This is a genomic window from Paenibacillus thalictri, from assembly GCF_004307995.1.
Taxonomy (GTDB): Bacteria; Bacillota; Bacilli; order Paenibacillales; family NBRC-103111; genus Paenibacillus_AF; species Paenibacillus_AF thalictri.
This window is the reverse complement of the sequence record NZ_SIRE01000008.1, coordinates 322,316-328,641: the sequence shown is the minus strand read 5'-3', so window position 1 is coordinate 328,641 and position 6,326 is coordinate 322,316. Positions and strand designations below refer to the sequence as shown.

General features: G+C 44.4%; 7 protein-coding genes. All 7 read right to left on the bottom strand.

Annotated elements, in window-relative coordinates; all coding sequences use genetic code 11:
• Positions 1–101: 101 nt before the first annotated feature.
• Positions 102–716, bottom strand: coding sequence for a hypothetical protein (locus EYB31_RS13185; protein ID WP_131013795.1), 615 nt, complete (start codon positions 714–716; stop codon positions 102–104).
• Positions 717–815: 99 nt separating this feature from the next.
• A complete protein-coding gene (locus tag EYB31_RS13180; RefSeq protein WP_131013794.1) occupies positions 816–1,037 on the bottom strand; it encodes a hypothetical protein in 222 nt (73 codons plus the stop codon).
• 356 nt (positions 1,038–1,393) lie between these two features.
• The gene (locus EYB31_RS13175; protein ID WP_165452396.1) at positions 1,394–1,792 is read right to left on the bottom strand and encodes a GNAT family N-acetyltransferase; all 399 of its coding nucleotides are present in this window, start codon (positions 1,790–1,792) and stop codon (positions 1,394–1,396) included.
• Between the two features lie 206 nt (positions 1,793–1,998).
• The gene (locus EYB31_RS13170; protein ID WP_131013792.1) at positions 1,999–3,369 is read right to left on the bottom strand and encodes a UDP-N-acetylmuramoyl-tripeptide--D-alanyl-D-alanine ligase; all 1,371 of its coding nucleotides are present in this window, start codon (positions 3,367–3,369) and stop codon (positions 1,999–2,001) included.
• Between the two features lie 123 nt (positions 3,370–3,492).
• Positions 3,493–4,335 carry an aminoglycoside adenylyltransferase domain-containing protein gene (locus EYB31_RS13165; protein ID WP_131013791.1) on the bottom strand — a complete coding sequence of 281 codons (843 nt, stop codon included), beginning with the start codon at positions 4,333–4,335 and terminating at the stop codon, positions 3,493–3,495.
• Positions 4,336–4,495: 160 nt separating this feature from the next.
• Positions 4,496–5,002, bottom strand: coding sequence for a GNAT family N-acetyltransferase (locus tag EYB31_RS13160; protein WP_131013790.1), 507 nt, complete (start codon positions 5,000–5,002; stop codon positions 4,496–4,498).
• Positions 5,003–5,167: 165 nt separating this feature from the next.
• Positions 5,168–6,325 (bottom strand): oligogalacturonate lyase family protein, encoded by a 1,158-nt coding sequence (locus EYB31_RS13155; RefSeq protein WP_131013789.1) that lies wholly within the window; start codon positions 6,323–6,325, stop codon positions 5,168–5,170.
• Position 6,326 lies beyond the last annotated feature (1 nt).

Below are 6,326 nucleotides of genomic sequence, written 5' to 3'. Positions count from 1 at the left end.
CCTTCACCGGCGAGAGCTTCCGACTCAAACAAGCGATGGAACGAATTCCGCAATAACTCATGTTAACTGGCAAGTGACCTCGGCATTTTTCGCAGCAAAACTCAGCATTTTTCATTTGCAAAAAACACACAGGCGACGGGCTCGCCGTCAACGTAGGCAATGTGGATGCTCATCTCGTCCGGATTCTCCTTCAACTTAAGGGCCAGCGCGCGCCGCTCCTCCTCCACGTTGTACCTGCCAATCTCGCGGGACACCTCGGCGTAGTCCATCAGGTCGCGCTCTTCTCGGACGATCCTGATCTCGTGTTCGCCGCCGTCACCGAAGGCAGCCAACGATGCCTCGTCCAATGGCAGGACCAACACTTCCTCCTCATCCTCGGCCTCGAACCCGGCGGCGACAAGCCGCTCGGGCAGGTCAATTGGCGTATCGTGACCGTAGTACTTCCACTCCAGGCTATAGCCGCCGGAGACGGCGGCATCCACCTCCCGGCGGATCAGGTTATCGGTTTCCTCCGGCGGTAGGCTGGCGAACACGATCCGGCACTCCGATCCGTCCGTGGAGTGTTCCACGAGCACGTCACCGCTGGCAGACAGCACGCCCAGCGACCGTCGCTCGGCATCCAGGCCCGCCAGGATATCGGTTCTTATGATCTCGCCTTTTTCATACACCATTTTCGCTTTCTCCAGAGCCTGGTTCTCCTTGTCCATGTTCGACACGTTCTCTTGCCTCCCTTTGTTTTAGGGAATTTTGTTTCCCTCTTATTATATTACGTCTGTCTGTGCTCAACACAATTCTAAACAGTAATGTAATGATGGTCACTTAAATATCGAGGCGTACAAGCCAATTAAAAAACCTATAGCAATGATGCAAACAATGAAGTAATAAAAAAACTTGAGCCATCTTGGCATTGTATTGAGGTCCGCCCTTTTGTTTGGCATTCCCATAATCTTATGATAGTGGTCAGTTGCACTATTGAGTGATTCAGCAACTTTAGGGGATTCATCCTCTTGTATACCGCTTTTTTCGCTCTCACTCATCGCAATATACCTCCGCTTTATTAGAAAGTAATTCTCAACAAAATGTTTCTTCTTTACAACCATATTCTTCTATAAACAAAGGAGCTCTGCTTAAAAGCAACTCCTGTACAAACGTTCCACGTTTGTTTAATCATTTTCTTTTAGCACAACAGGTTGATAATTCATCATTTCTTATCCATTCGAATATTTCATCTCGACTTAATTTTGTCATAGTAAACCCCTTAAGTCTAATATTCTCAAGGCCTTGTTTATGATTAAGCAGTACTGCGGATAACTGCCCGCTACTTCAACAAACAAAAAAGATGCAGTTTACATTGAAGCTCCTCTATTATCATCCCAGTTAAAGATGTAATGAATTATTTAATAACTTGGTGCCATGTATCTTCGATATCTTTAAAATTACTAAATCCAATTTTTTCATAAAAACCTTTAGATTTTGGAGCGGATATCAGGAACATCAATGTATCCTTTTCTAATTGTGGTTTTAAATACTCTACTAAGCCTTTGCCGATTCCCAGTCCCTGATACTCAGGGTCAACAGCGATATCGTTAATGTAACAATCAAAGCAAAAGTCTGTGAATGCTCTCAGGAAACCTACTAACTTCCCGTTATGCCAAGCGGATACTTTAATATTTGCATTCTTTAACATCAATTCCATGCGTCTCTCGTCGTTAGGTCGTCTTAAAGCAGCTTTGTTGTATAGTGCGATGACTTCCTTCAATGATGGTGTTTCATCGCTTTTATAAATTATCATTAGTTCAGACCTCATTTAAAAATCATATTGTTTCCTTATTGAGCATAAGCCGTTATCACAAACGCGGCAGTCGATCTATGCCGACCACCGTGTCTTTGTTGTTTTTTATCGTTCTCCGTTAGGTGAGCGAAGGGCTGATGCCAAACAATCCTATAGCAGCCAGTTCCCGCCGCGGTAGCCTGCGATTTGTCATTTTTTTGTATCAATTAGAGCAGAATTTGTACTACCGACTCCAGTTGGATTCCCCTCGAAGCCTTGAATAGTATAGCATCATTCTGCTTCACCTTTTTCTTTAATTCCTGTGTTAGTTCTTGTTTGTCAAAAAAAGATTGGACATTACCTTCAGGGAACCGCTTTTTTGCTTCCGCTGCTATATGCTTACCTAGAGTGCCCATCGTGTAAACAAAATCAATTTTGCTAGGGTCGATGTTTCGACCAATCTCTTGATGATATTCCAGTTCTTGATCACCTAATTCGAGCATATCTCCTAGGACCAAGAACTTTCTTGAGTAACCCGATAAGTCTTCGAACGTCTTAATAGCTGCGGACATGGAGACTGGACTCGCATTCCATGCATCATTTATGATGGTAAATCCCAAGGAAGAGACAATCTTCTCCATTCTCATACATGTTACTTGTAATGCTCGAAAACCCTTATCTATTTCAGATGGGCTTAGACCCAATTTTGATGTGACAGCTATGGTTGCAAGTGCATTTGAAATGTTGTGTGCGCCAAGAAGCGGTATAAAATACTGATGATCTTCAACGATAAAAACGGAACCTTCAGGGTTCGTTACGCTAGATGTCACACGAAAGTCATTCGATTCGTTTTCACCAAAACTAATGATTGATATCGGTTTTTTGCTTATGATTTCTTCAAGTCTGTTTCTTAAAAGGGGCTCGTCTCCGTTGCAGATCAGCACACCATCATCTGTTAATCCATGAACAATTTCCAATTTCGCGGCTGCAATTTCTTCACGTGACCCAAGTGTCGATAAATGAGAAACGCCAATCATAGTAATAACTGCGAAGTCTGGTTTTGCTATACGGGAAAGTCGATCGATCTGACCGCGTTCACTCATCCCCATTTCCAATACCGCAACTTCTGCGCTTTTATCTATTTCTAATATTGTTAAAGGCAATCCGATTTGGCTGTTTAAATTACCCGAAGTTTTGTGTACCCGGAATGTGCTTTCTAGCACAGAATTGATCATGTCTTTGGTGGTAGTCTTACCGTTGCTGCCAGTAACTCCAACTACTTTGAGGGATAGTTCTTGTCGATAATGAGTTGCAAGAATTTGAAGTGCTTTCAGGCAATCTTCTACAAAAATAAGCGGTATATGTTGGGGCGGGTTAGGGTGATCTTTTTGCCAAAATGAAGCTACCGCGCCCTGAGAAAATGCTGTCTCCACATAATCATGGCCATCTAATTGTCTTTGTATCGGGACAAATAAATTACCCGCCCTTACTGTTCTTGAATCAATGGAGACCCCTTGTATGGTGATGTCTTCATACATTACATCCAACCCATATCCTTCGGACATTTGTTCAATCACTTTTAGATTATGGCTTATCACCTGACCACCACCTATCGAGTCAAATAAACTTCATCGTTAATATTCGCTAACAAATATGGATATTCCCCCCATTGTGCCTTAAGTACTTACAAAGCCTTATGTTTTATCAAGTGGATTGATTCCCTATAGTAAAATGTCTTTGAATTGCATACGGGCATAGTTCCTGAAGGCGAAAAGGTTAGCTTTGTCCCATTCCTTTCCACCTGTTCTTCTTTGATCTTCATTTACTATATCTGAAGAGCGATAAGCATCAAGTGCTCGTTGAATCAATTGATGATACGCCTGTGGTAAATGTTTGATTCCCCACTCACCGCCTTCGTCTTTACTGTGGACTTTCTGATTATCTTCGCTAAACAATTGAAATACACGGCAAATGTTCAAAATACTATAAAAAGGTGTCTCTAAAATATGCTCATCTTGAAGTATCCATTTAAAGTCGTCCATAACAGATTCTATTAAATACTGCCATTTTACTTCGCCAAATACATCTGATATGGGTTTACCGTATAAACAAATGCCACGCTGCGTTACATAGGCCAAATGAGAGGGTAAGTCAACGTCTGTTTTCTCTTTACTGTAGTCTATTTCATCTTTAAGTATCTTCTCTTGCCATCCCGAGCTGTAATGAACTTCAAAGGGTGTCGGAACGGGCACTTGCCTTGCTACCTCCGACGTGATGACACTAAGTTCAACGTTACCCGTTGTAGGTCTATTGACCGTCTCGTTGGCGATGGCGACGCCAACTGTCTTAGCCAAATCGGCTGCTAATTTGCCGTTAACTACCACAATCAGGTCAATGTCACTTTTGGGACGATAATAACAGCCCATAGCTAATGAGCCGTGGAGATAAATACCTATCAACTGATTTCCCAGAATCGTTTTCAACCGTTCCACCAGTTTTTCAACGAATTGCTTTATATCTTCATCACAGTCAGACCAGACCTGTGCTCTAATAACCATCGGCATCAATCCTTCTATATTGAAAGCTTCATTTCTTCAATCTCAATTTCAAATGTTGCTGGCTCTGTCAATGACCACTTCAATCTCTTCATTCTACAAAAGCTCAATAACGGCTGCTTCGTGGCGCCGTTTTGGGTTGAACTAACGTTTGACAGCACCAAAATGGTTATATGCGATCCCATCCAATAGCTAATTCGACTAAGCTATCTCCACCTATTGTAATTTCCTTCTTTCCAATTACCTCTCCACCCTGTAATTTATAAAATTCAACGGACGGATTGTCTTTTAGAACCCATAACATCATTTTTGAGTAACCATTATCTTTTAATGATTGTACAACCGAATTAAAAAGTTTTTTTCCTAACCCTATTCGTTGGTAATTCTTTAATAAATAGATTGCAAATAACTCTCCATCATGTTCAAATTCGTTATTCCGACTTCGCCCCCCATTCGAAAATCCAACGATATTACCCGCCATGTCTTCTGCGACGAATATTTTTTCGTCAACGATTAGATTCTCAAATGTCCATAACCAGCTTTTCTTTCTCTTTTCAACAGAGAGATTGGACAAATACGATTCGGAAATAATGCCTTTATAGGTGGTTTGCCAGCTATCAACATGAACTTTTGCGATTTTATCTGCATCTTCAATGCGAGCTTCTCTTATTTTCATCGGTTTCTCCTCGATAAAATTGTAAATTAATCCCTATTTTATCACAAAGGAACGTTAAAGATAACTGCCAGTTACTTCAACGTAAATAAGGAGCAGCTGCCGTGGCAACCTGCTCCCTGCTTATTCCGCTTTTGTCTTCCATTTGTTCAGAACTTTTAAGTGGTATTACTCCACCTCCACCATATACACGGCACGCACGCCGTCCCGGTTCGTCGTGTAGAACACGCGTCTATCATTGTGGCTGAAAACAGGATGCGGGTGGCTGTCCTGTGAGTCCCAGTTCGAGCCGTGCGGGCATAGGGGGCTCCAGCGGATTATCCCTTGCTCCCAATCCACATGAAGTACGCACAGCCAGTCGCCGCCGCCATACCCGCTCGTCTTCCACCCTTCCGGATAATAATATCCGTCTGTCACTAACAGGTCGTTGTAGCGGTTGCCTACGGTGAAATGGCCGTATTTGGTGTACCCGGCAGGAAGCGGGATTTCCGAAATCTGCCCATCGGCCAGCCGGTATTTGCCGATATAGGTGGCACCTCCGTCCCGGTAAGAGCCATGATAGATGACCGATGCTCCGTCCTTTTCCCACATCTCGTGGCACGTCCAGTCCCCGCGGCTGCGGTCGGGTGCTTCTTCGCGTACGCGGATATGGCGCTCGCCATCCCACAGCCAAATGCGGCGGATTCCGCAATCCGCCGGCCATTCGTGGTTGTACAAAATCAAATTCCGGTCCACCGGCGAAAATTGCACATGTGTGATCCAGGCGCCCTCCACTCTCTCGGCGAAGAGCTGCTTTCCTGTAGCGGTATCGTAAACGCGCAAGTAAGAGCTTAACCCCTCATCGCGGACGCGGGCGTCTATATCATAATCGGGCCTGCCGTTCTTTAAGGTATCGTACTCCAATGCGCGTTCATCCGTAGTCGGGACACACAAGCGGGTACCGTCCGCGCTGACATGCGTGAATGCCGTAACTTGCCCTTCAGGCAGGCGGTTCAACGTACGGGATCGTCCCTCCAGATCGACGCAGCGGATTTCATCGCCTTCGATGTAATAGACGATCCCTCTGGCTGGGTCAAGACTGACGCTCGCTTTGCCCAACCCTCTTCCCTCCGCTCCATCAAAATACACATACTGCTTCAAATAACCGGAGCGGATTGATGTGAGCTGGCGAACGTCTCCGGTGTCCAACCGTTGTACGAACAGGTTCGGATACCCGTCCCGGTCGCTGATAAACACCAGCGATTGGTCGTCTTCCGTCACACTTGATGAAGTGAAATACAGCAATTGGTCGTTAAATTGACCTTGCGTGATGCGAACAGGCTCCATC

Coding starts and splice junctions, on each gene's coding strand:
- EYB31_RS13180 (WP_131013794.1), bottom strand. CDS start 1,037: ATGAGTGAGAGCGAAAAAAGCGGTATACAAGAGGATGAATCCCCTAAA.
- EYB31_RS13175 (WP_165452396.1), bottom strand. CDS start 1,792: ATGATAATTTATAAAAGCGATGAAACACCATCATTGAAGGAAGTCATC.
- EYB31_RS13165 (WP_131013791.1), bottom strand. CDS start 4,335: ATGCCGATGGTTATTAGAGCACAGGTCTGGTCTGACTGTGATGAAGAT.
- EYB31_RS13160 (WP_131013790.1), bottom strand. CDS start 5,002: ATGAAAATAAGAGAAGCTCGCATTGAAGATGCAGATAAAATCGCAAAA.
- EYB31_RS13155 (WP_131013789.1), bottom strand. CDS start 6,325: ATGGAGCCTGTTCGCATCACGCAAGGTCAATTTAACGACCAATTGCTG.